The sequence below is a fragment of the Haloferax prahovense DSM 18310 genome, from assembly GCF_000336815.1.
Lineage (GTDB): Archaea > Halobacteriota > Halobacteria > Halobacteriales > Haloferacaceae > Haloferax > Haloferax prahovense.
In genome coordinates this window covers 29,118-51,224 of the sequence record NZ_AOLG01000048.1, presented here as the reverse complement: position 1 = coordinate 51,224, position 22,107 = coordinate 29,118, and the positions used below count along the sequence as shown (strand labels likewise).

General features: G+C 65.1%; 23 protein-coding genes. 15 read left to right on the top strand and 8 right to left on the bottom strand.

The features are described from left to right. Positions 1-12 precede the first annotated feature (12 nt). From C457_RS14365 to C457_RS14355, 3 genes are all read left to right on the top strand, one after another. A complete protein-coding gene (locus C457_RS14365; RefSeq protein WP_008095716.1) occupies positions 13-1,137 on the top strand; it encodes a putative sulfate/molybdate transporter in 1,125 nt (374 codons plus the stop codon). A 165-nt stretch (positions 1,138-1,302) separates the two neighbouring features. Beyond that, positions 1,303-2,532, top strand: coding sequence for an RNA-guided endonuclease InsQ/TnpB family protein (locus C457_RS14360; RefSeq protein WP_008095712.1), 1,230 nt, complete (start codon positions 1,303-1,305; stop codon positions 2,530-2,532). Positions 2,533-2,709: 177 nt separating this feature from the next. Beyond that, complete coding sequence (locus tag C457_RS14355) at positions 2,710-3,189, top strand: hypothetical protein (RefSeq protein WP_152420025.1); 480 nt, start codon at positions 2,710-2,712, stop codon at positions 3,187-3,189. Positions 3,190-3,205: 16 nt separating this feature from the next. On the opposite strand, the gene C457_RS14350 is transcribed toward C457_RS14355, so the two are convergent. Then, the gene (locus tag C457_RS14350) at positions 3,206-3,910 is read right to left on the bottom strand and encodes a hypothetical protein (protein WP_161611450.1); all 705 of its coding nucleotides are present in this window, start codon (positions 3,908-3,910) and stop codon (positions 3,206-3,208) included. A 247-nt stretch (positions 3,911-4,157) separates the two neighbouring features. Here C457_RS14350 and C457_RS14345 point away from each other — a divergent pair, with 247 nt between their 5' ends. Together C457_RS14345 and C457_RS14340 are read left to right on the top strand one after the other, a co-directional pair. Further along, a complete protein-coding gene (locus C457_RS14345) occupies positions 4,158-5,084 on the top strand; it encodes an HFX_2341 family transcriptional regulator (RefSeq protein ID WP_004975440.1) in 927 nt (308 codons plus the stop codon). A gap of 220 nt (positions 5,085-5,304) precedes the next feature. Continuing rightward, positions 5,305-5,553 carry a DUF4242 domain-containing protein gene (locus C457_RS14340; RefSeq protein WP_147298781.1) on the top strand — a complete coding sequence of 83 codons (249 nt, stop codon included), beginning with the start codon at positions 5,305-5,307 and terminating at the stop codon, positions 5,551-5,553. A 53-nt stretch (positions 5,554-5,606) separates the two neighbouring features. Here the strand turns inward: C457_RS14340 and C457_RS14335 are convergent, their stop codons facing one another. Both C457_RS14335 and C457_RS14330 read right to left on the bottom strand, forming a co-directional pair. After that, positions 5,607-6,662 carry a hypothetical protein gene (locus C457_RS14335; protein ID WP_008095704.1) on the bottom strand — a complete coding sequence of 352 codons (1,056 nt, stop codon included), beginning with the start codon at positions 6,660-6,662 and terminating at the stop codon, positions 5,607-5,609. 69 nt (positions 6,663-6,731) lie between these two features. Then, positions 6,732-7,451 carry a DUF1405 domain-containing protein gene (locus C457_RS14330; RefSeq protein WP_008095703.1) on the bottom strand — a complete coding sequence of 240 codons (720 nt, stop codon included), beginning with the start codon at positions 7,449-7,451 and terminating at the stop codon, positions 6,732-6,734. Between the two features lie 149 nt (positions 7,452-7,600). On the opposite strand from C457_RS14330, the gene pdxS reads away from it, so the two are divergent. After that, positions 7,601-8,509, top strand: coding sequence for a pyridoxal 5'-phosphate synthase lyase subunit PdxS (gene pdxS, locus C457_RS14325; protein ID WP_008095702.1), 909 nt, complete (start codon positions 7,601-7,603; stop codon positions 8,507-8,509). A gap of 76 nt (positions 8,510-8,585) precedes the next feature. Here the strand turns inward: pdxS and C457_RS14320 are convergent, their stop codons facing one another. The 3 genes from C457_RS14320 to C457_RS14310 all read right to left on the bottom strand — a co-directional run bounded on the left by C457_RS14320 (position 8,586) and on the right by C457_RS14310 (position 11,936). Further along, positions 8,586-9,077, bottom strand: a complete 492-nt coding sequence (locus C457_RS14320; RefSeq protein WP_008095701.1) for a universal stress protein — start codon at positions 9,075-9,077, stop codon at positions 8,586-8,588. Positions 9,078-9,209: 132 nt separating this feature from the next. Next, on the bottom strand, positions 9,210-10,091 hold the full coding sequence (locus tag C457_RS14315; protein WP_008095700.1) for a homoserine kinase: 882 nt from the start codon (positions 10,089-10,091) through the stop codon (positions 9,210-9,212). Between the two features lie 66 nt (positions 10,092-10,157). Continuing rightward, complete coding sequence (locus tag C457_RS14310) at positions 10,158-11,936, bottom strand: histidine kinase N-terminal 7TM domain-containing protein (protein ID WP_008095699.1); 1,779 nt, start codon at positions 11,934-11,936, stop codon at positions 10,158-10,160. A 96-nt stretch (positions 11,937-12,032) separates the two neighbouring features. Here C457_RS14310 and C457_RS14305 point away from each other — a divergent pair, with 96 nt between their 5' ends. From C457_RS14305 to C457_RS14295, 3 genes are all read left to right on the top strand, one after another. Beyond that, positions 12,033-13,346 (top strand): NAD(P)/FAD-dependent oxidoreductase, encoded by a 1,314-nt coding sequence (locus C457_RS14305; RefSeq protein WP_008095698.1) that lies wholly within the window; start codon positions 12,033-12,035, stop codon positions 13,344-13,346. Between the two features lie 159 nt (positions 13,347-13,505). After that, positions 13,506-14,165, top strand: coding sequence for a TetR/AcrR family transcriptional regulator (locus tag C457_RS14300; RefSeq protein ID WP_004975423.1), 660 nt, complete (start codon positions 13,506-13,508; stop codon positions 14,163-14,165). Next, positions 14,162-15,646 (top strand): MATE family efflux transporter, encoded by a 1,485-nt coding sequence (locus tag C457_RS14295; RefSeq protein ID WP_008095697.1) that lies wholly within the window; start codon positions 14,162-14,164, stop codon positions 15,644-15,646. Before C457_RS14300 ends, C457_RS14295 begins: the two co-directional genes overlap by 4 nt. 27 nt (positions 15,647-15,673) lie before the next feature. Here the strand turns inward: C457_RS14295 and C457_RS14290 are convergent, their stop codons facing one another. Then, positions 15,674-16,315, bottom strand: coding sequence for a DUF6149 family protein (locus C457_RS14290; protein WP_008095696.1), 642 nt, complete (start codon positions 16,313-16,315; stop codon positions 15,674-15,676). Positions 16,316-16,452: 137 nt separating this feature from the next. Here C457_RS14290 and C457_RS14285 point away from each other — a divergent pair, with 137 nt between their 5' ends. The 6 genes from C457_RS14285 to mptA all read left to right on the top strand — a co-directional run bounded on the left by C457_RS14285 (position 16,453) and on the right by mptA (position 21,225). After that, positions 16,453-17,361 (top strand): winged helix-turn-helix domain-containing protein, encoded by a 909-nt coding sequence (locus tag C457_RS14285; protein WP_008095694.1) that lies wholly within the window; start codon positions 16,453-16,455, stop codon positions 17,359-17,361. 88 nt (positions 17,362-17,449) lie between these two features. Next, positions 17,450-17,836, top strand: coding sequence for a hypothetical protein (locus tag C457_RS14280; RefSeq protein ID WP_008095691.1), 387 nt, complete (start codon positions 17,450-17,452; stop codon positions 17,834-17,836). A gap of 107 nt (positions 17,837-17,943) precedes the next feature. Further along, complete coding sequence (locus tag C457_RS14275) at positions 17,944-19,185, top strand: NAD(P)/FAD-dependent oxidoreductase (protein WP_008095689.1); 1,242 nt, start codon at positions 17,944-17,946, stop codon at positions 19,183-19,185. Between the two features lie 243 nt (positions 19,186-19,428). Continuing rightward, positions 19,429-19,668 carry a hypothetical protein gene (locus tag C457_RS20445; protein WP_013035539.1) on the top strand — a complete coding sequence of 80 codons (240 nt, stop codon included), beginning with the start codon at positions 19,429-19,431 and terminating at the stop codon, positions 19,666-19,668. Positions 19,669-19,821: 153 nt separating this feature from the next. Next, positions 19,822-20,217, top strand: coding sequence for a DUF7124 domain-containing protein (locus tag C457_RS14265; protein ID WP_004975410.1), 396 nt, complete (start codon positions 19,822-19,824; stop codon positions 20,215-20,217). 81 nt (positions 20,218-20,298) lie between these two features. After that, positions 20,299-21,225, top strand: a complete 927-nt coding sequence (gene mptA / locus C457_RS14260; protein ID WP_008095685.1) for a GTP cyclohydrolase MptA — start codon at positions 20,299-20,301, stop codon at positions 21,223-21,225. Positions 21,226-21,269: 44 nt separating this feature from the next. Here mptA and C457_RS14255 read toward each other — a convergent pair whose 3' ends face one another. Continuing rightward, positions 21,270-22,073 carry a TrmB family transcriptional regulator gene (locus tag C457_RS14255; RefSeq protein WP_008095684.1) on the bottom strand — a complete coding sequence of 268 codons (804 nt, stop codon included), beginning with the start codon at positions 22,071-22,073 and terminating at the stop codon, positions 21,270-21,272. Positions 22,074-22,107 lie beyond the last annotated feature (34 nt).

Here is a 22,107-nt window from a genome sequence, read left to right as displayed (position 1 = left end):
AATCACCCTCCGATGGGTGTTTCGTTCCCGTACGGCGACGAGCTCGCGGTGGACTTCTCGTGGCACGAGTTCACCGGCGCGGTGGGAGATTCGGTTACGGTCCTCCCTATCGTCGTCGCCGTCGCCCGCCTGACCGACCTCTCGCTGGCCGTCGTGCTCGTCTGGTTCGGCGTGTTTCAAGTCGTCTGGGGGCTGTACTACGCGGCCCCGCTGTCGGTCGAACCGATGAAGGCGCTGGCCGCGCTCGTCCTCGCCGAGACGGTTACGACCGGCGAGGCGCTCCTCGCCGGGTTCGGCCTCGGCGTCGTTCTCCTCGCTATCGGTCGGACTCGCTCGCTCGACCGCGTAAGCCGCTACATCGGCGCGCCGGTCGTCCGCGGCGTCCAGTTCGGCGTCGCGCTCGTCCTCCTGTCGACCGGGCTCGAACTCGGCGCGGGCGACCTCCCGCTCGCCGGCCTCGCGGTCGCCGTCGCCGCCGTCGCCCTCCTCACCAAGCGCTCGAACCTGAGCGCCCTCGCCGTCCTCGCGGTCGGCGGCGCGGTCGCCGTCGTCGACGTGGGACACCTGTCGCTCGCGGTCCCGTCGGTCGGCGACGCCCGGCTGCTCTCGCTCGACAACCTCTCGTTCTCCGTCGCGGAGGCCGCAGTCGCCCAGTTGGCGATGACCGTCGGCAACGCCGCGCTCGCCACGTCGGTCCTGCTCGCGGACTACTTCGACCGCGACGTCTCCGCCGACGAACTCGCCACCAGCATGGGCGCGATGAACCTCCTCGCGGTCCCTCTCGGCGGCTTTCCGATGTGCCACGGCAGCGGCGGCGTCGCCGGCAAGTACGCCTTCGGCGCGCGGACCGCCGGCGCGAACGTGATTCTCGGCGTCGGCTACGTCCTCGTCGCCCTGTTCGCCGTGGACGTGGTCGCCGCCTACCCCGTCGCCATGCTCGGCGTTGTCTTGGCGATTATCGGCCTGCAACTGGCGCGGACGAGCCTGACCAGCCTGACCCGCGCGGACGGCTACGCCCTCGTGGTCGCTATCGGCCTCGTGGGCGTCGTCGTGAATCTGGGTGTCGCGTTCGTCGGTGGGGTTGCGGCGTGGCTGGTGTGGGAGCGGTGGGGCCGAGCGGTGTGGGACGGGGAGTGACAGTCGGGTCAGTTGGTCGGATTCATTATGACTGCAAGGCAGATCCCACAACTTAGGCGCGGGAGAAAGCTGGCAACCCACTACACAAACTATCCTCGATAGCAGGTCGATATCCTCACGAAATCCGAACTAATATAAATACATTCGTCTACATATGAAATACAGATGGTGGACGACTCAAGCACTCGAACCGTACCCATCAAACTCGATGTGGGCGAGAGTGCCGCTGATCTTCTCCACCAGACAATCGACCACTTCCTTGACGCCGCTAACTACGTTGTAGACGTAGCGTGGGAACCTGACTGGAAGATCACCAGTAAACAGAAACTTCACGACCTTACCTACTACGACGTTCGAGACGATTCGCCGCTCCCGTCCAACCTCGTGCAAGCCGCACGAAACCGCGCCGCCGAAGCCGTCAAAGGCATCGTTGAACGCTGGAAGGCAGACAAGAATGCCTCGAAGCCACACTTCACATCACGGTTCGCTAGCTACGACGCCCGAACCTTCACCGTGAACAACGACCACGCCACACTCGCCACTATCGATGGGCGAGTGACCGCAGAGTTCCTCCTACCCGACGAAAAGCGTGACACGCCACACTCGGAGTACTTGTTCAACGACGACTACGACGTAAAAGGAGCTACACTCCATTACGATGAGGTTGAGGACTGTTTCTACCTTCATGTGCGGACAAAGCCCGCCGTGGAGAACGATGACACCGACACAGCCGATGCCAAGCACGTCTCCGTCCTTGGTGTTGACCTCGGTATCACAAACATCGCAACCACCTCAACTGGCCAATTCTGGAGCGGCGGCGAACTCAACCACTGGCACCGAGAGTACGAGAAGCGTCGTAGTTCGTTTCAACAGACTGGGACTCGATGGGCACACGAGAATGTCCAGCGAGTCGGTCGAAAGCAAACCAGGCGCTTCGAGCAGGTGCTCCATACTATCTCAAACGAACTCGTAGAGGTTGCTCTGGAGAACGAGTGTACGCACATCGTGTTCGAGCAACTCAAAGGACTCCGGGAACGCCTACCGCACACGAAGGCAGTTCACAAGTGGGTGTTCCACCGTTTGTTCGAGTATGTTACGTACAAGGCCGAGTCGGAGGGGCTTGTGGTAAAACAGATCAATCCGGCGTACACGAGTCAGCGTTGCTCGAAGTGTGGGTTTACCCACAAGGATAATCGTCCACGCAAGAGGGGTCAGGACGAGTTCAGTTGTCTGAAATGCGGCTACGATGTTCACGCGGATTACAACGCAGCGAAGAATATCGGTCTGAAGTATCTCCGTGACCAGCAAAAGTCTGGCCGTGGAGGCGCACCCGTAGGCGTGCGCTTGAACAGCGGGATGCTGAACGTGAACGGTGAGTATTCGCCTACTGCATGAGCAGTTAGAACGGGATCCCACGCTGAATGACACGTCTTGGAGGACGTGGTAGCTTACAACCAACCCCGCCCACGTACCACGTATGCAGACGCGCATTGTTTCAGGGTAGTACGGAAATGTCGTATTGACGCCAAAGACTTCCAAGTCTTTTCAAACCCGTCAAATGTCCATAAATCAATGATTACTCTCCAGTGGAGTACGTTAGTTCTCGCCACAGCCACGTTGATAGGCGCAACCCTCGGTGCTACTGCTAACATTGTATGGGAGAGTTGGAATAAGCGAAAGAAACGTGATAACCTTCGTCGAGCGATATGGGCTGAGATGATGACTGTTCGTCCCTATCTCGCTGGAACATTCGGTCCAGAAGGCCAGTTCTTACGAAAGACCATCTACGAAAACAATGCTGACGACCTCACGATACTCTCTGATGAAGAAGTAGAGGCAATCGTTGCTTTCTATGGTCATATAATCAATCTGCAGGCCGCTGTGAACCAGTCAGGAGATGAATCCTTCGAGCGAAACAACGCCTTCGCAGAAGCGTATATGCAGTCTGATGTGAGGGTATGGTTCAATCACGCGGTCAAACAACTCTATCCTCACGTCGACATCGACGACGGGCTTGATGAAGTCAAAATTCCCGGTCCTGCACCAATGTAGTTGCCAAATCAGATTCTCAATTGGATTTCTTTTCGTGATACTCCCCCAACAAGTCTCTTCTGTTCCACCACTTCTGGACCTCATCTTGGTCTGACTGGCAGATGAATACGAAATTCACATCACAATCTGCCTGTTCGAGTTCCCAACCGTCCTCAACTTCCCGTACCATCTGCTCGTTCACATCGCGTAGTTGGACAATTCCTTTCAATGGATACGGAATTTCGTTTCTGACAGACATGAGCGTGTCACTGAGCGAACTCCAGTTTTCTAAAGAAGTAACACCCCTGAATGTGATATTACCTTCTTTCCCAACCACCTCCAGTAATTTTGAGTCGGTAAACTCGTCTTCCTCAATGGGTAAAGTTTGGCATTCACAAGAAAACCGATAGAGAGGGGAGACGTCATCCAAATTTATATCCTTGATTCGAGGAATGTTTTCATCTCGAAGTAAATCATTGACGACCTTTTTAGTCTGTATGTGTTCCTCGCTTTGATTGACTGATCTCATGACGCTTTTTCGCGTCTGGTGCTTTCCTTCGACGCTCCCATTTATCAGCACATTCAGGCCAGCTACCAACCTCTGGGAGAATCTCGTCTCTGTTTCCTCTACAACCTCTGTCTCTTCGCCAATCCTGTCGACAAAGAGTTGCTCAATGTGTGATGGGGAGTAGTACAGAATGTGGCGGTATTGTTGACTGTCCATCTTTCGTATGTTTGTCATCACAATTCCTTAGATTAAAAATACATTCCAGAACGATTCTGTCCCTGTACTATTCCCTTTCCCGGCGTCCCCGGTTTCGTTATCTACTCATCTGAATCCTGTTCCTCAACCCCCCGAAACTACTATGTCCCACACCCCCGTCGTTTCTCACGAAATCCGAGACGGCGGAGGGACGCACATCCTCGATGTGTGGTTCAATGATACGGTAACTGGTGTTTTTTATAAGCACCGTACCCACGTACCACGTATGCAGACGCACATCGTTCCCGTCGGCTTCGACTACGACCGACTCATCGCGCCGCTCATCCGCGATCAGTTGGACGTGGACCGCGTCATCCTCCTCGAAGGGGCCGTCGGGAGCGAGGCGAACGTCGAGTACTCGCGGAACCTTTCGGGCAAACTCGGCAAGGACTTCGAGAACCTCCTCGGCGCGGAGACCGAGCGCGTCATCGTCGACGACGTGTACGACTACGACGCGGCGTTCGAGCAGGCGTACGACCTCATCAACGCCGAACTCGACGCCGACGACGAACTCCGCGGCGACGACGACGAACCCGGCGAGGTCTGGGTCAACGTGAGCGCGATGCCTCGGCCGGTCTCCTTCGCGTTCGCCACCGCGGCCCACTCCATCATGGTCGAGCGACAGGCCGACCGCGAGCGCATCCACACCTACTACACGGCCCCCGAGAAGTACCTCGAAACCGAACTCGCAGAGGAGTTACGGACCGAGCGCGCGCTCCTTTCGGACCTCCTCGAATCGGGCGAAATCGACGCCGACCGCATCCGCGAGCGCCTCGACGCCACCTCCGACCTGCTGTCGGAGTTCGACGAGCGCGGGACGACCATCGGTGCGAAGCAGATAGACGGCCGCCACATCGTCGAACTCCCGGTGGCCTCCTTCTCTAACGTCAAGCCGTTCGAGGAGGTCATCCTGTTCAAACTCGGCGAACACGGCGAGTTCGGCTCGGTCTCCGAACTCGCGGAGGCGCTCGCCCGCGAGATGAACGAGGAGTACACCGACTCCTTCCGGTCGAAGGTCATCTACAACGTCGACCGCCTCGGCCCCGGCGGCAAGGGCTACATCGAACAGGAAGAACGCGGGAAGTCCTACCGGACGCGCCTCTCCCGAATCGGCCAGTTGTGGGTCCGTGCCCACGCCGACAGCGACGAGTGAGCCGTCGGTGAAGCGGGCTACGGGAGAGAACCGATTCAGCCCGGACCGCACGGATGCGGCGTTCGTCACGGCGTCGCGCATCTGACGATTATCTGATTACACTTCGCGTGGTTCGAACCGGGGAATACTCGACTAAGTTGGCGTCTGATACTTGTGTCAGTACATTCTGGTAAATAGTGAAGAACGATTATCAGCGCTGGCGTGCTATATACTAGCAACCATGCCGCTATACATGGACGTACACCGGAACGTAGAGGGAAGTGCGAAAGACGTCGCTGAGGCCCACCGCGCCGACATCGAGACGCAGGGCAAGTACGGGGTGAACTACAAGCACTACTGGGTCGACGAGAAGGACGGCGCGGTCTTCTGTCTCTTCGAGGCACCGAACAAGGAGGCGGGGGCGAAAGTCCACGAAGAGGCCCACGGCCTCGTCGCCGACGAGATATTCGAAGTACAGCAAGGCGAGTAACGCGGCCAGCGCACCCCTCGACGCGTCTCTCTGGAACGGCCGGGTTTCGGTTCTTAGAACTCCAGCCCCGACGGGTCGTCGCCCGGTTCGAGCGGGCTCGTCGGCAGTCCCGCCGGCGGCTCGGGAAGGTTGTACTCGCCGGGAGCCACGTCGTTCGGACCGTCGGGGTAGAACACCGACGCGAGCAGTTGGATGTGGTCCCGCCCCACGTCGAGTTCGAACTGGCCGCCGCCGTACAGCGACATTCCACGTTCGTGGGCGTACTCGATGGTGTCGAACAGCGACTCGACCGTGCCGAACCGCGAGGGTTTGATATTCAGCCACGACGGCTCGAACGGCAGGCTCTCGACGGATGCGACGCCGGTAATCGGCGCGTCCCACGAGACGCGGCCCTCGTGCCCGTCGAACAGCGGTCGCGTCTCGTCGGTGAACGCCGGGTCCTCGACGACCGCGTCGGGGAAGCCCGACAGGATGCGCTCGTAGAGTTCCGGGTCGGGCGCTTGGTCCACGTCGGTCCCCTCGTACTGACCCTTGAGGTCGAGGATGCGAACACAGTCGTGGGCGGCGAGCGACGACACAAGCTCATCGTGCCAGTCAGTTGTCGGGTCGAGTTTGAACTCGCAGTCGGGGTCGCGGTCGAGGAGCATCTCGACGCGGTCGGCCGACGGCGGGTCGCCGAGGCGGGTGCTCACGACGAAGCGAAGCGGGGTACGCTCGCGGTCGACGGCGGACGCGAGGTCGGTGCCGGCCTGCCGGAGCGCGAGGTCGAGCCCGGCGGATTCGAGCGCCCAGCGCCGGTAGTGTTCGGCCGTCTCGCGCTCGGGCTCCTTCGTCGGAAACAGGTCGACTCCGTCGAGCGCCGCGGAGAAGTCGGCGAACGAGTCGTAGCTTCCGGCGAGGTCGAAGGCGTCCTCGGGGGCGTCGGCGAGGGCGTCGTGGTCCTCCGTGTCGTAGGTCACGTCCTCGCCGCGGCCGACCGCGCCGTCGCCGGCGAGCGAGAACACCGTCGTCTTGCGGAGGAAGCCGCTCGACGTGTCGCTCTCGAAGCGGTCGCGGGAGACGGACTCGACGGTCAGCGGCAGGTCGGCCACGTGGTCGAAGAGGCGCATGGCTCGCCCGTTAGGGGCGGCGGGACAAAAGGCTACGTCCGGGTCGGCCGACGCGCCGTCGGTTCTCGGTCAGTCGATGCCGCCCCGTTCGAGTTTCGCGACCCGCGTCGCGAGCGCGAGGAACGTCGCCGCGACCGTCAGGAGGACCGCGCCCGCCGCGGCGTACTCGTGGGCGGGCGAAACGTGCTGCACGACGCCGTCGACGATTGGTTCGGCCGGGATGAGCGTGTGGTGGGGCGTGCCCACGATGGGAACGAAGTAGTCCACGAGGTCGTTGAGGCCGTACCAGCCGACCGCGACGAGGACGGCGAGAGACGGGAACTCGGCGTACCGCTGGATGAGGAAGGCCTCGACGACCATGGCGAGGTGACTCCAGAAGAGGAAGTTGTACATCGCCCAGTGGAGGTACGAGAAGTCGCTTTTGAACACGAGGAGGACGTACGGCGTCCACAGCCCGAGTTTGAGACAGCCGAAGAAGGCGAGGGCGTTGACGTACTCGTTGGACCGCCCGAGTTTCCAGAGCGCGAGCGACAGCGCGATGAACAGCGTGGCGACGGGGCTGTCGGGGACGAGCGGCCACATCGCGGTCGGTTCGATGCTAAACTGGTAGCCGTAGTACCAGAAGCCGAAGGCGGTCCCGACGAGGTTGATGACGACCACGAGCCACGCGATGTTGAGGCCGAAGTTCTCCAGCCACTCCGGCAGGGGTGCGAGCCACCGCGGGAGGTCGGTTCCCGCCGGCAGGTCGTCGTCGTCGAGCAGTCGGCGCAGTCGGGTCGCCGCGTCCATACCCACGCCGAAGCGGGGGGATGCAAAAGTGATGCCGGTCTCGGTGACTGCGGCCGGTGTTGGCGGCCCAGAAACACATCCTGTGCGGAATGCGAACGGTTGACGGATGGAAGCGACCGCTTAAGTAAACCCAGTCGCAAGCGACGGATATGCCAGAGGAGACCGACCTGGAGGAGCTTCGGCGCGGGACCGAACTCGTCAAGCGCGGGTTCGCCCAGATGCAGAAGGGCGGCGTCATCATGGACGTCGTCGACGCAGAGCAAGCGAAAATCGCGGAGGAAGCCGGCGCAGTCGCCGTTATGGCGCTCGAAGCCGTCCCGGCGGACATCCGCAAGCGCGGCGGAGTCTCCCGGATGGCCGACCCCGAGACGGTCAAGGAGATTATCGACGCCGTCTCCATCCCGGTGATGGGCAAGGCCCGCATCGGCCACTACACCGAGGCGCAGATTCTCGAGTCCATCGGCGTCGACATGATAGACGAGAGCGAGGTGCTCACCCCGGCGGACAACGACTACCACATCGACAAGCGCGAGTTCACCTCGCCGTTCGTCTGCGGCGCGCGCAACCTCCCCGAGGCGCTCCGCCGCATCAACGAGGGCGCGGCGATGATTCGAACCAAGGGCGAGGCCGGCACGGGCGACGTGAACCAGGCCGTCACGCACCAGCGCACCATCAAACACCAGATTCGGACGCTGACCGGTCTCAACTTCGACGAGCGCGAGAAGTGGGCCCGCGAGCACGAAGCGCCCGCCGAACTCGTCCACGAGACGGCCGAGATGGGTCGCCTGCCGGTCGTCAACTTCGCGGCCGGCGGCATCGCCACGCCCGCCGACGCCGCGCTCATGATGTACCACGAGTGCGACGGCATCTTCGTGGGCTCCGGCATCTTCGGCGCGGAGGACCCGGAACAGATGGGTGAGGCCATCGTCGAGGCCGTCAACAACTGGGACGACCCCGACACACTCGCCGACATCGCGTCGGGCATCGGCAAGGGCATGAAAGGCGAGGCGAACGTCGGCATGGCCGACGAGGACAAGCTGCAGGGCCGCGGCGTCTAACGCGGCGACACCCGCCGACGACCGGCCGTCTTGGTTTTCGATTCGATTTTTCTTCCGACTCGGCGCGCCGCCCGCTTCAGGCGAGGAGTCCCGACTTCCCCTTGGCGTCGTCCGACGACTCCTCGCCGAGGAGGACGGTGACCGGGCCGTCGAAGTTGAGCATGACCGACTGCGTCAGGTCCCGGGAGATGAGCTTGCCGGCGGGCGAGCGGCGGCGACCGGAGATGAAGAGGTGGTCGCAGCCCTCCCAGCGGGCCGTTTCGAGGATGGTGTCGGCCTCGGGGCCGATGTCGGCGACGATGCGATAATCGAGGTCCAGTCCCTCGAACGCCTCGCGGGCGACGCGCTTGGCGCGACGGGTGGCCGACTCGATGGCCTGGTCGATGCCGTAGACGACGTCCGAGGAGCCGACGCTGGCGAGCGCCGAGCGGGTCCGTTCGAACTCCTCGTCCGGGAGAACCGTGAGGACGACGAGTTCCGCACCGCTGCCGGCGGCCAGTTCGCCGGCCTCGCGGAGGATTCGGTGCGACCGTTCTTCGGGGGAGACGACGACGAGTGCTCGTTCCATGGTCGAATATATCGTGATAGTGAGAAAAGTCTTCTCGGAATCGTGTTACCAACGACCGCGTCAACGCGTTGCAGTAGCTCAGACGCGGGAAGAGACGAGAATCGTGCGTGCGAGTGGTTCTCTCTGTACCACTCAGAGTTCGAATACTTCTGCCCCGCGACCGACCCGTGTCTTGTAGGCGCGGGCGTCCACGTCTGCCTCGTCGAACGCTTCGAGCATCGCGCCGGCGACGCGGGTGCGGTCGGCCGCTTGGCAGACGCCGAGGACCGAGGGACCGGCACCGGAGACGGTGACGCCGGACGCGCCCGCGTCGAGGGCGGCCTCGCGGACCCCGTGGTAGCCGTTGATGAGTTCTGCTCGCGCGGGCGTGACAACGCGGTCGTCCATCCCCGCGCCGACGAGGTCGGGGTCGCGGCGGCACATCCCGACCGCGAGGGTCGCCGCCCGGCCGACCGTGTGGACCATGTCCTCGATGCTGGCGTCGCTCGGGACGACTCGTCGGGCGTCGCGGGTCGAGACGGCGATTTCGGGGAGGCAGGCGACGAGCGGGATGTCGGCGTCGACGGTCGTGACGCCCTCGTCGGTCGCGACGGTGAAGCCGCCGAGGAGCGCGGGCGCGACGTTGTCGGCGTGGGCCTCGCCGGAGACGACGGCCTCGCCCTCGGCGGCGACGGGGACGAGCTCCTCGCGGGAGAGCCCGCGGTCGTACAGCTCGTTCAGCGCGACGGCGGCGGCGGCCGAGCTCGCCGCCGACGAGCCGAGTCCGGACGACGGGCGGACGCCCTTGTCGATGCGGATGTGCGCGGGGGCGTCGAGCGCCTCCGCGACCGCGCCGACGACGTTCCGGTCGGGGTCGGTCGGGATGTACTGACTGCCGACGCCGGTCACTTCGATTGTCGTCCGGTCCGCCCGTTCGACGTGAACGATGTCGGCGGGGCGGTCGAGAGCCACGCCGAAGACATCGAACCCACTTCCGAGGTTGGCGCTCGTGGCGGGTGCGCGGACCGTAACCATGCCCCGCTGTTGCCTTATCGCAGATAAAAATGTGGCGAACGTCGCAACCGACCCCTCGTCGCGCGCTCAGTCGCTCGTCGACTGCTCCGCGTTCGCGGGCTCGGGGTCGGTCTCGACGCCGGTGAACTCGAACCGCGCCCCGCCGGCGTCCGACTCGCCGAGGCTGACGGACCAACCGTGGGCGTCCGCAATCGTCTTGACGATGGGCAGGCCGAAGCCGGTCCCGTTCTCGTGGGTCGTGTACCCCCGCTCGAACACGTCCGCTCGCTCGGACTCCGGAATGCCCGGCCCGTCGTCTTCGACGTAGAAGCCGCCGTCGAGTGCGCCGACGGCGACGGTGAGCGCGTCGTCGTCTTCGCTCCCGTGCTCGACAGCATCACCAGACGTAGTCTGGTTGCCCGTGGAACCGTGTTCCACGGCGTTCCGAAACAGGTTCTCGAACAGCTGGCGGAGTCGTCCCCGGTCGGCGGCGATAGTCCGGTCGGCCCGAACGTCGAGGGCCGCGTCGCCGACGACCGTGCCGTCCCACGCCTCCTGTGCGACCGTTCGCAGCGCGACCGGCGTCACGTCGGTGAGCGTCTCGCCCTCGCGGGCCAGCGTGAGCAGGTCCTCGATGATGTTCTCCATCCGGTCGTGGGCGTCCTCGATTCGCTCGAAGTACTCCTCGTCGCCGGTCTCGGCTGCGAGTTCGAGGTAGCCGCGGGCGACGGTGAGCGGATTCCGCAGGTCGTGAGAGACGACCGACGCGAACTCGTCGAGCCGCTCGTTTTGGCGTTCGAGCCGTCGCTCGCGTTCGACCCGTTCTGTCACGTCGCGGAGGAGGACGAGCGTCCCCGTCATGTTCGCCTCGTCGCCCAGCGGCGTCGTCTCTACGAGGAGGGCGCGCTCGCCGTCGTCCGTCGGGACCGTCGTCTCCGTCTCCGCGTCGGACTGCGGAACGCCGTCGAGCGCGTCGACGATTTCCGCGGGGAGGACGCGCACGACCGACCGTCCGTAGGCGTCCGAGAGGGGAAGCGAGAGGAACTGCTCGCCAGCGGGGTTGACGTCGATGACGCGCCCGTCGCCGTCGAGGACGAGCGCGGCGTCGTGCATCGACTCGACGGCCGACTCCCACGCGACGGGGACGAGCGTGAACAGTCGGTGTCGGAAGACGCTCCAGGCGACCGCCCCCGAGGTGACCGAGAAGGCCAGCACGGGGATGTTGAGACCTGGAACGGGGCTCAGGCCGGCGACGTAGACGACGCCGCCCACGGTCGGGACCAGTCCGCCGCCGAGGAGGGCGAGCGTCTGCTTCCGGTAGATGCCGTCGGACCGCAGGAGCGTCCGGCCGAGGGTGGCGCACCCGAACAGGATGAGGGCGTAGGCGTAGACGATGAAGCCGGCGAAGGCGACGCCGTGTTCGTTGACGAGAACGACGTAGCCGTGGTCGGCGTCGAGCCAAAGGTCGGTCCAGATGAGGCCGTGCCACGAGTTCGTCAGCACGAGCGCGACGACGGCGACTGGCACGGACCCGAGCGCCGCCCACGCGACTCGGGACTCCAGTTTCACGCCCGCGTGGCGCATCACGTACGCGAACCACAGGAGCGGGAGCGGCGCGATGCCGAAGTAGCCGAGTTGGTTCAAGAGGACCTTCGTCGAGAAGTCGGTCAGGGAGAGTTCGAGCGCGTACGTCCCCATCCAGAGCCCGGACGCGAACAGCAGGAGGGCACCGAGGGTCGCGCCGGGGACGAGGCGACGCTCCGTCCGGCGGCGAAAGAGGTACGCGCCGAGCGCGACGAAGAGGGCCGCGCCGATTCCGATGGGAATCGTGTACGGCGTCGCTTGCCAGTACGGAGCGCCGTGCATGCCCGGCTTTCTGTCGACAGGGGTTAAAACTCCCACCGTCGGCGGCGGACCCGGCCAATCAGAAAGGACTTTCCACCCGACGCCGAACGTCGGGGCATGATAGGCATCGTCGGCGGCGGCATCGCGGGCCTCGCCGCGGCGTACCGACTCCAGAACCGGGGTCACGACGTTCGAGTCTTCGAGGCGGCCGACTCTCTCGGCGGCCTCGCCGCAACCTACGAGACGGACGGCGACGACATCGAGAAGTTCTACCACCACCTCTCGAAGTCCGAAGAGACCATCGTCGAACTCGCCGGGGAACTCGGCCTCGAAGACGACCTTGAGTGGCGCATCGGCAAGAACGCCTACTACGTCGATGGCGTCGTCCACCCGCTCGACACCGCGTGGCAAATCGCCGCCTACCCCCACATGAGCCTCTACGACAAGTTCCGTCTCGGCATGCTCACCCTCGGCGTCGACGTTCGCGGAGGCGTCCCCGACTTCGACGCCTACGAGGAACTCGCCGAGTACGAACACACCCCCATCGAGGAGTTCGTCGTCGAGCACACGACCCGCGGCGTCTACGACAACTTCGTCGACCCGCTTCTCGACGGCAAGTTCGGCGAGCGCAAACACGACGTGTCGGCGTCGTGGTTCCTCGGGCGCGTCCGCTTCCGCGGCGAGCGCGACCTGCTGCGCGGGGAGAAACTCGGCTACTTCGACGGCGGCTTCGCGCCCTTCATCGACGCGCTCGTCTCTGCGGTCGGCCGCGAGCACATCGAGACCGGCGCGCGCGTGACGGAACTCGACACCGACGGCGAGGCGGTCTCGACGCTGACCGTCGACACCGACGACGGGACCGAGACCCACGAGGTCGAGTCGGTCGTCGTGGCGACGATGCCGAACGTGCTCGAAGACCTCACGGGCTTCCCCTGCGACATCGACTTCCAAGGGGCGGTCTGCGGACTGGCGACCATGTCGGAGTCGCTGATGGACACCTACTGGCTCAACATCGCCCACGACGCGCCGTTCGGGTCGCTCATCGAGCACACGAACTTCGTGCCGAAAGAGCGCTACGGCGGCGACCACCTGCTGTACGTCGCGAGCTACGTGCAGGGGCCGCACGAAGCGCTCTGGCAGATGAGCGACGAGGAGGTCGAAGACGCGTGGTTCGACGAGATAGAAGACATGTTCCCCGACTTCGACCGGTCGGCGGTCGAGGAGTTCCGCATTGCTCGCAACCCGCGGGCAGGACCGGTGTACGAGCGGGGCTACCTCGACCTCGTGGTGCCGTACGACCTCGGCGAGGAGGTCGCCGAGGGGGTCTACTACGCGGGGATGGCGTCGGAAGCGCAGTACCCAGAGCGGTCGCTCAACGGCGGTATCGTCGCCGGCTACGAGGTCGCAGACCGTATCGACCGTCGCCTGTAGCGCGACCGTAACGCCGACGCTCTCGGAGTTTTCCGACCTTCCCGCGGGATGCCGCCCCACAGCGTGCCGATTTCTCTCGTGGCGCGCCGTCGCACACTTACCGGCAACTTGTTTCTCGTTCGTAACTTCTTTTTAAGTAGCTGACTGACTAGTCAGTTAGTGAGTGCAGACGAAACGCCGGACCAGTCGGTCCCCGACGAGGTCCACGAAGAACTGATGGCCGCGACCTACCGGGCGCTGTGCGCCCACGGCTACGCGGACCTGACGATGCAACGAATCGCCGACGAGGCCGGAAAAAGCAAGTCCCTCCTCCACTACCACTACGGGACCAAACAGGAGCTGCTCGTCGCGTTCCTCGGCTACCTGTTCGACCGCTTCGAGGAGCGGGTCGCCGCGACCGAGGGCGACGCCCCCGAGACCCGCCTCCGGGTCCTCCTGGATAAGATGGTCCCCGACGGCGACGACGACGGCGACTACGACCGCTTCGGGCTCGCCCTCAACGAACTGCGGACGCAGGCCCCCTACGTCGAGGCCTACCGCGAGCAGGTCGCCCGCAACGAGGCGATTATCCGCCGCCGCCTCGCCGACATCATCCGCGAGGGCGTCGAGGAAGGCCACTTCCGCGAGGTCGACGCGGACCGAACCGCGTCGCTCCTCTTCGCGGCGCTCGACGGCGCGCGCCTCCAGCGCGTCGCCGTGACCGACCCCTCGGGAACCGAGACGGCGAGCCAGTCCGCCTTCGACGCGCCCACCGAAGTCCGCGCCGCGCTCGACGAGTTCGTCGTCGAGAACCTCGTGCGCGAGGAAGGTGACGAATGAGCGCGAAGGCGAAGGACGTCAACCTCGTCGACGGCGACCTCGTCAAGCCGATGTTGGTGCTGTCGCTGCCGCTCGTCTTCTCGCAGATTATGCAGGTGGCGTACAACCTCGCCGACACCTTCTGGGTCGGCCGCGTTGGCTCCGAGGCCGTCTCGGCGCTGTCCTTTTCGTGGCCGCTCGTCTTCCTCATGATCTCGTTCGGCGGCGGGTTCACCGTCGCCGGGACGGTCCTCGTCGCCCAGAACAAGGGCGCGGGTAACCACGACGAGGTCGACCACGCCGCCGGGCAGACCCTCGGGTTCGTCATCCTGCTTTCGGCCGGGTTCGCGGTCATCGGCTATCTGTTGACGCCGATACTGCTCCCGCTCATCGGGACGACGCCCGGCACCGAAGTCCACCAGTTGGCGGTCGACTACACGCGCACCATCTTCCTCGGCGTCGCGTTCATGTTCGGCTTCTTCATCTTCCAGGCGCTGCTCCGCGGGTGGGGCGACACCAAGACGCCGATGTACCTGATGGGCCTCGGCGTCGTCATCAACGTCTTCCTCGACCCGTTCCTCATCCTCGGGTTCAACGCGAACCCGATATTCGGCCTCGTCGGTCTCGAAGGCCTCGGACAGTCGCTTTTCGCCGCGACCGGATTCACCGGCTTCGGCGTGCAGGGTGCGGCCATCGCCACGGTGTTCTCACGCGGCGTCGGCGCGCTCGTCGGCTTCTGGCTCCTGCTCTCTGGGCGGGTCGGTATCAGCCTCTCGCCGCGCGACCTGATTCCGGAGCGCGAGATGGTCGAGCGCATCGTCCGCATCGGCGCGCCGTCGAGCATCGAACAGTCGACCCGCGCGCTCGGCGTGACCGCCCTCACGGCGCTCGTCGCCTACGCCGCCGTCAACGCCGGCGGGGCCAGCACCGAGACCGCGGTCGCCGCGTTCGGTATCGGCAACCGCCTCAACTCCCTCGTGTTCCTGCCGGCCATCGGCCTCGCGCAGGGTACCTCGACCGTCGTCGGCCAGAACCTCGGCGCTGACCAGGCCGAGCGCGCCGAGCGCGCGGTGTTCTGGGGCGTCGGCATCATCGTCACCGCGCTGGTGTTCGTCTCCGCCGCCGCCTACCTGTTCGCCGAACCCATCGTTGCGGTGTTCATCCCCGGCGAGGAGGCGGTCATCGCCATCGGCGTGGACTACCTGCGCATCATCGGCCCGACGTTCCTGTTCCTCGGGGCGTTCAACGTCGTCAACGGCGGGTTCCGCGGGAGCGGGTCCACCCGGACGGCGATGGTGTTCTCGCTCATCTCGCTGTGGGTGCTGCGCATCCCGGCGGCGTTCGTGCTCGTGGAGTTCTTCTCTATGGGCCCGACCGGCGTCTGGTACGGCATCGCCTTCTCGAACGTCGGGGTGGCGCTGCTCGCGTTCGCGTGGTTCACCCGCGGGACGTGGAAACACAGCGTCGTCGACGTCGGCCCCCGCGTGCCGTCCGACGATTAGAACCGACCCGACTCCGCGCGACGTCTCTTAAGCGGTCTTCTCGTCGGTGCCGTCGACGTCCTGCATCCCCGGCGCGGCCGACACGTCCACGTCCTCGGGTTCGTCGGCCCCGCCGACCTCGACTTCGCCCGAGTCGTCCTCGACGTACACGTCGTCGGCGAAGCCGCCCTCCGCGTGGGGGTGGTTCGGGTCGTCGAGCTTGCCGAGCGTCGCGGGCGCGTCCGGGATGTCGATGGTGCGGAAGTCGCCGAGGGGGTTCGCGATGTCGATGCCGTGGCGCTCGAAGAACTCCTCGTAGCGTTCGTAGTGGGCTTCGATTTCGTCGACCGGAATCTCCATCATCTCCGTCCAGCCGTGGTTGTAGAAGTCGAAGTTGGCCTGGACGTGGGTTATCTCGCGGGCCTCGGCCTCGGGGAAGCCGGCGTCGAGCGCCGCGAGATAGGTGTCGAAGGTGCACTCGAAGAACGCCGCCATGTGGGCCTCTCGCTCCACTCTGCGGTCGGAGTCCGCGCGCTCGCCGAAGATACGGACGTGGAGGTCGACCATCTTCTCGGTGGCGATGTCGCCGATGACCGGCATGGTGAGGGCCTTCTTCGTCGCGAAGTGGCGGATGTTCTGGCGAATCTTCATTCCGTCGTCCGCTTCGGGTCGGATACACGTAAAGACCACGTCTCCGGGGGCGCTTCGCGGGCGTCCCGCGCGAGACGGACGCGACCCCGCCTGACTCACGCGGGCGACGCGACCCGCGAGTTCCCGAACGAAATTTTACGAGGTGATTTAATGCGGTTCGCCCGCATGTGAGGGGTATGAGCGACTCCGCATCCGTCCGCGAGGACTCGGTCCTCGAGTGCGACGACTGCATCTCGCCGGCCGAAGCGTTCGGCATCGTCGCCGACGAGACCCGACTCACCATCCTCGAAGCGCTCTGGGAGTCACCCGACCGACCCGTTCCCTTCTCCGAACTCCGCCGACGGGTCGGCGTCGACGACAGCGCGCGATTCAACTACCACCTCGGAAAGCTCCGCGGCCAGTTCGTCCGCAAGACCGACGACGGCTACGACTTCCGCCACGCCGGCGAGAAGGTCGTCCGCGCCGTGCTCGCGGGGACGTTCAACGAGGACCCCGTCCTCCCCGCCTTTTCGGCACCCGGCTCCTGTGTCGCCTGCGACGGCCCGCTCGAAGCCGACTACGGCGACGAGAAACTCACAATCTCCTGCGCCGACTGCGCGCGGACCCACGCCCACGAGGAGTTCCCACCCGGCGGCCTCGAAGGGCGCACCACGGAGGCGCTCCTATCGGCGTTCGACCAGCGCGTGCGACACCTCCACTGCCTCGCCGCCGACGGCGTCTGCCCCGAGTGCGGCGGGACGACGAGCACCTCGCTGTCCCGCGACGCCGACCCGTTCGACCTCGACGTGGTCGTGACCCACCGCTGCGGCCAGTGCGCCTACGAGGCCGTCTCGCCCGTCGGGCTGGTCCTGCTCGACGAGTCGACCGTCCTCGGCTTCCTTTCCTCGCGGGGACAGGACGTGTGCGGAACTCCCTTCTGGCGGTTCCCGTGGGTCGTCGGCGACGAGGCACTCACCGTCGTCTCGGAGGACCCGTGGCGCGTCCGCGTCCGCATCGAACACGGAGACGAGGCGCTCGTCGTCGACCTCGACGACGAACTCTCGGTCGTCGACTCTGCGGTCGAAGCTGTCGAGAAGATTGCATAAGCGCGCTACGGTAAGCCCGCTTACAGAAATGTAATTCAGATTACCCTTTTGGTGTCGGCGGTCGTCTCTCCAAACGAGGAGAACGACCATGTTTGACGATATCCACTTCGGCCGCGGCGACGTACGAGAGATAGTCCCGATCCGGTTCAGAACGCTCTCAGAGACGGCGCTCGTCGCGGTCGCGGCGGTCCTCGGCGTCGTCGCGGCCACCGCGGTCGCGACGCTCGTCGCCCCGCTCGCGCCCGGTCTCGGTCTCGTGGTGCTGTTCTTGGGCTGGCCGCTCGGTTTCGCCGCCGGCGTCGCTGGCGTTCGTGGAGTCGTCCGCATCGCCGCCACCAGCGGCGTTCCCGCCCGCGTCCGCGGCTTTGTTCGCGCCGCGTTCGCTCGCGGCGACGACGACGCGGAGTCGGCACCCTCGGAGTGCCCGGCCGCCGCCGACGGCGACTTCACCGAGCGGTTCGGTGAGACGCAGTAACAGCCGCGATTCGGCTCCCGTCTCCCCATCTCGTCCCGATTTCCGGCTGCAAAACAATCATGAGGGAGATAGCAATCCACATTAACCCCGAATACAAACGTCGGGTCATGAGCCAATCGTACGTGATCGTCGGCGACGGTATCGCCGGGGCCTCAGCGGCTGAGACACTCCGCGAAGAGGAACCCGACGCCGACATCACCATCATCACGGACGAGGGCGAACCGCTGTACAACCGCATTCTCATCAAGGAATTCGCCAAGGGCAAACTGCCCGAGGCACCCATCTCCATCCACGACGAGTCGTGGTACGACGACCGCGACGTGGACCTCGAACTCAACACGCTCGTCACGGACATCGACCCCGAGGGCCACACCGTCACCGCCCACGACGGCACCGAGTACGACTACGACAAACTGCTTCTCGCCATCGGTGGCACGCCGACCCAGCTCCCCGTCGAGAACTCCGACGCGGAGGGTATCCACCACTTCTGGACGTTCCAAGACGCCCGCGACATCAAAGAGCACATCGAGGGCGCGGACAACTCCGTCGTCATCGGCGCGGGCCTGCTCGGCATCGACCTCGCGGCCATCACCGCCGCCCAGGAGGTCGAGGGCAAGTACCTCATGCGCGGCAAGGCGTGGTGGCGCTACGCGCTCTCCGAGGAAGGCGCGGAAATCATCCACGAGGCGCTCCGCGAGCGCAACGTCGAACCCGTCTTCGACTCCGGCGTCGACCACTTCGAGGTCGACGACGACGACCGCGTCACGACCGCCGTCGACCCCAACGGCGACCGCTACGACGCCGACTTCGTCGGCATCGCCATCGGCCTGAACTTCAACACGGAGATTCTCGGTGGCACCGACATCGAGTACGACAACGGCATCTACACGGACGAGTTCATGCGGACGAACCACGATGACATCTTCGCGGCCGGTGACATCACCGAGTTCCACGACCTCATCCTCGGCGACCGCGCCCAGAACGGCGCGTGGGGCTCCGCCAAAGAGCAGGGCACCATCGCGGCCAAGAACATGGTCGATTACGGCTCCGAGGAGTTCCGCTGGGTCTCGTCGTACTCCATCACCCACTTCGACTTCCCGTTCCTCTCGTTCGGCCACCCGACGCTCGGCGACGACCACGTCGAGGCCAAGTACTCCGACACCGAGTGGCGGCGTCTCGCCATCAAGGACGGCAAAATCGTCGGCGGCGTCCTCATCGGCGACCTCTCGCCGCAGACGAAGTACAAGAAGCTCATGCGCGAGCAGGTCGACGTCAGCGGGCAGAAGGAAATCCTCGTGAAGCAGGACTTCCAGCTCGACGACCTCGAAGGCGCGGCGGCCGAACAGTAACTCGGGACCCGCTCCCGCTGTTTTCACCCGGCCAGCCGCGTCTGCGCGCGGCCGCCCGGCGCGGCTTCGGCCCGCCGGGCGCTCGCCTGCGTTCGCGGTTCGCCCCCTCGTTCTTGGCTCTCTTTCGCCCGTCGTTACGCGCCCCGCCCCCTCGTTCTTGGCTCTCTTTCGCCCGTCGTTACGCGCCCCGCCAGTCGTCTCGCCGGCCAAACATTTATCCCCACCCATGGTGTGTGTTACCACATGTCATCAAAAGACGGACAGTCGCCGTCTTCCCCAGCAGTCACCGCGCCGCCGACCGTCGCACCCGTTACCGACGTGCCGCCGGGCGCTCGGGTCCATCACTTCGACGAGTTGAGCGAGCGGACCCAGCACGCGCTCGCGAGCGCCAGTCCCGCCGGCCGGCTCGACATCGACACGACCACCTCGCGGCTCTCGCGGGGCGACATCGTGGTGTTCACCGACTACGTCCGCGTTCAGTAATCTCGCTGCGCCCGTCCCGTCGCTCGCGTTCTCCGCCCGACTCGGTCGCCCCCGAGCCGACGGCCTCCCGCTCGCGGACGGCCGGGACCGAAGTCGTTTTCCACGCGTCGCCGCCTATCGCCGGGTATGGCAACAGGTGGCGGCCAAGGAACGATGACGCTCGCGTTCGAACTCTCCGCGCTCAAGCAGCTCGGCGACCCGAACGCGGCGTTTTCGGACGCCCGGACGTGGACGAAGTACATCGGCGTGGTGAGCGAGAAGCCGACGTACGTCGTGACGAACTTCACCCGAAAAGAGCGCATCCGGCAGGACTTCTTCTCCGGACCGCGCGGCGTCAAAGAGAGCCTCGAAAACGTGATGCGCCAGTTCGACACCGACCGGCACGTCTTCGTCGGCACGTCCGACGAGGACCGCGCGGTGGCCGAGGAGACCGGCTGGGAGTACCTCCCCGTCGAGGACGCCGCCGAGGCCGCCGAGTGGGTGCTCGCCGGCGACGACGACGCCCCCGCGGACCCCTTCGAGGACGAGGGGCGCGACGACTGGCCGTAGTCGGAGCACAGCGGGGCGTTCGCCCGCGATTCTGTTCCCCTATCGAAAGCACTAATCAGCAACGGCACTTTTTATTCTTCGATGAGTCACCAGTTGCCTGACGTACAGGCCTCCCAGCCGGACGTGACCGTCGGGCTGAGCCAGGTCGGCGTCACAGGCGTCGAGAAGCTCGTCAAGATCGCCCGCGACGGGAAGCGACCCCTCGTCTTGATGGCTGAGTTCGAGGTCTTCGTCGACCTCCCCGGCGGCCGCAAGGGCATCGACATGAGCCGAAATATGCAGGTCATCGACGAGGTCCTCGAAGCCGCCGTCTCCGAGCCGGCCTACCGCGTCGAAGACATGTGCGGCGACGCCGCCGAGCGCCTCCTCGCGAAGCACGAGTACACGACGACCGCCGAGGTCAGCATGACCGCCGAACTCGTCGTCCGCGAGGACACCCCCGCCAGCGGACTCTCCACCCAGAGCACCGCACAGATCATCGCCAGCGCCACCGCGACCGAGGAGGGCACCCGCGAGGAAATCGGTGCGGAAGTGGTCGGCATGACCGTCTGTCCCTGCTCGCAGGGCATGTCCGCCTCCCGCGCCCGCGACGTGTTGCAGGACCTCTCGGTCGACGACGACACCATCGAGGAGTTCCTCGACAAGGTCCCCCAGCCGGGCCACTCCCAGCGCGGCCACGCCACGCTCACCGTCGAGACGCAGGGCTCGCCCGAGGTCGACCTCATGGACCTCATCGACATCGCCCGCGACTCGATGTCGGCGCGCATCTACAACCTCGCCAAGCGCCCCGACGAGGACCACATGACCTACCACGCCCACGCGAACGCGAAGTTCGTCGAGGACTGCGTCCGCTCGATGGCCGAGATGTCCGTCGACGCACTCGACCACCTCGGCGACGACGCGGTGGTCCACATGAAACAGTCGAACGACGAGTCGATTCACCAGCACAACGCGCACGCCGAGCGCGAGGTGACGCTGGGACAGCTCCGCGACGAACTCGACGCCTGAACGGTCTCCGCACCCGGACACAACCGCTTTCTCTCTCCGAATCCCTACAGTGGGAGCGGTGCCGCTTCCTCCCAGCGCGGGTCGAACGTCTCTCGGAGGTCGGCGGCGAACTCGGGGTCTTTCAGGTCTATCATGGCGAACGCCTGCCCGGGGTCGAGGGGGTTCGGGACCTCGATGCAGACCTCCACGTCGTCGATGAGATTGAACACGCCCGTGACGTTCTCGGCAGTTCGCACGTGGAAGTTCTGCGCGCTCGACAGCCGGTTCATGTAGCTCTGGCCGACGCTCTCGGGCAGGCTGTCGACGAGGTCCGGCGACATGAGCATCGAGACCTCCACGCCGCGGTCGAGCGCGGCCTCCAGTTCGTCGACGACGAGGTCGCCGACGGCGTCGAGGTCGAACTGCGGCGAGGGCGTTCCGGCGACCATCACGAGCGAGTGGTCGGCCGCCGCGAGTCGCTCGACGAGCAGGTCGATGGTCTCGTCCGCGCCGACCGCGGCCGTCCAGAACTGGTCGTGGACGGGCTCCGCGGCGTCGAGTTCGTCAGTCAGCTCGGCGACGACGTTCTCGTACTGCTCGGCCTTCTCGGCCAGCTCCTGACGCTTCGATTCGAGCAGGCGGTCGAGCGCCGTGTCGGGCTCGACGGCGACGTACTTCTTCGGCCGGCTGGCCGCCTGACTCCGGATGAGGTGATACTGTTCGAGACTGTTCAGCACGTCGTAGACGCGGCCCATGGGGACGTCGCTGGCGCGCGATAGCTCCTTGGCCGTCGTCGCGCCCGTCCGCAGAAGCGCGCGGTAGGCTCGGGCCTCGTACTCGGACAACCCGAGGTCTCGCAGACTGGTCATGCACCGTCCGTCTCGTTTCTCCCTGATAAACAAA